The organism is Dietzia sp. E1 (genome assembly GCF_014145015.1).
Taxonomy (GTDB): Bacteria; Actinomycetota; Actinomycetes; order Mycobacteriales; family Mycobacteriaceae; genus Dietzia; species Dietzia cinnamea_A.
Genome location: NZ_JAALDU010000444.1, coordinates 1 through 1,480 on the forward strand (window position 1 = coordinate 1; position 1,480 = coordinate 1,480).

The 1,480-nt window shown below is 73.6% G+C and carries 2 protein-coding genes; one reads left to right on the top strand and one right to left on the bottom strand.

All coding sequences use genetic code 11. The features are described from left to right. Positions 1 to 25: 25 nt before the first annotated feature. Complete coding sequence (locus tag G6030_RS13670) at positions 26 to 391, bottom strand: Rv2175c family DNA-binding protein (RefSeq protein ID WP_007630648.1); 366 nt, start codon at positions 389 to 391, stop codon at positions 26 to 28. 81 nt (positions 392 to 472) lie between these two features. Between G6030_RS13670 and G6030_RS13675 the strand changes: the two genes are divergently transcribed. After that, a partial coding sequence (locus G6030_RS13675) for a protein kinase (protein ID WP_241724358.1) occupies positions 473 to 1,480 on the top strand: 1,008 nt, incomplete at its 3' end.

Here is a 1,480-nt window from a genome sequence, read left to right on the forward strand (position 1 = left end):
GCGGCACGCACAGAGCCCGGATCCGTCAGAACGCCATCGCCTGCGCGCGACGCATGACCTCCCGCGCGCGGTGGCCGTGGAGCGCGTCGGCCGGACGGCCGGGCAGGCTGTCGTCCTCGGTGAACAGCCACCGCAGGATCTCCTCGTCCCGATAACCCCCGTCCCGCAGGACGGCGATCAGTCCCGGGAGGAACCGCACGACCTCGTCGTCGTCCAGGAAGACGGCCGGCACCACGACGACGCCCGCGCGGCGGACGGCGAGCAGTGTCCCGTCGCGCAGCAGATCGTGCACGCGGGTCACCGGGATGCCGAGGCGCTCGGACACCTCGGGCAGGTTGATGGTCTCGGCCCCGGCGGGCAGGACGTCGTCGCAGTGCGGAACGGTACTCACCCCTCCCACGTTAGCCCCCGGGCCGCGTCGGGACGTCTCCGGACGTACCGCGGACGGGGCGGGAGGGGCAGAATGGACGATATGAGCACTTACGACGGGCAGCCCCCCGGACCAGGCACCCTGCTCGACGGGCGCTACCGGCTCGACGCCGTGATCGCCCGCGGCGGCATGTCCACGGTCCACCTGGCCACGGACGAGCGGCTCGACCGTCACGTCGCCGTCAAACTGCTCGACCCCACCCTCGCCGGCGACCGCGCGTTCGTGGACCGGTTCACGCTCGAGGCCCGGTCGGCGGCGCGCCTCTCCGATCCGGGGATCGTCCAGGTCTTCGACCAGGGCGTCGAGGCGGGGACCGCGTTCCTCGTCATGGAACTGGTGCCCGGCGGCACGCTACGGGAACTGCTCGACGAGCGCGGGCCGATGCCGCCCTACGCCGCGGCCGCCGTGCTGCGCCCGTTGCTCGGCGCGCTCCGCGAAGCCCACGCCGCGGGCCTCGTCCACCGGGACATCAAGCCGGAGAACGTCCTGATCTCCACGTCCGGCGCGGTCAAGCTGGCCGACTTCGGCCTGGTGCGCGCCGTCGCCGAGTCGCGCGCCACCTCCAGCAGCGTGGTCATGGGCACCGCCGCGTACCTCTCCCCCGAGCAGATCTCCGGCGCCGACACGGACCCGCGCTCCGACCTGTACTCCCTGGGCGTTCTGACCTACGAGATGCTCACCGGGGAGCCGCCGTTCAGCGGCGACAACAACATCGCGGTGGCCTACCGTCGCCTCGACACCGACGTCCCCGCGCCGTCCGACCAGTCCGACACCGTCGCCGAGGACCTCGACCACCTGGTCCTGCGCGCAACCCGCCGCAGCCGCGAGGACCGCTACGCCGACGCCGACGAGATGCTGCGCGATCTCGACCGCGCCGCCAAGATCGGGCGGTTCCCCGACTACGTCGTCCCCGCGCCGAGGCAGTCCTCGTGGACGCGGGCCCGGGCGAACGCCGCGCGCGCCACCCCGGGCGGGGAATCCGAGTTCGACGCCGCCGACCGCGAGAGCGGCGAGGCCCTGCGCCGCGGCGACGGTCCGACGCCCACCCGA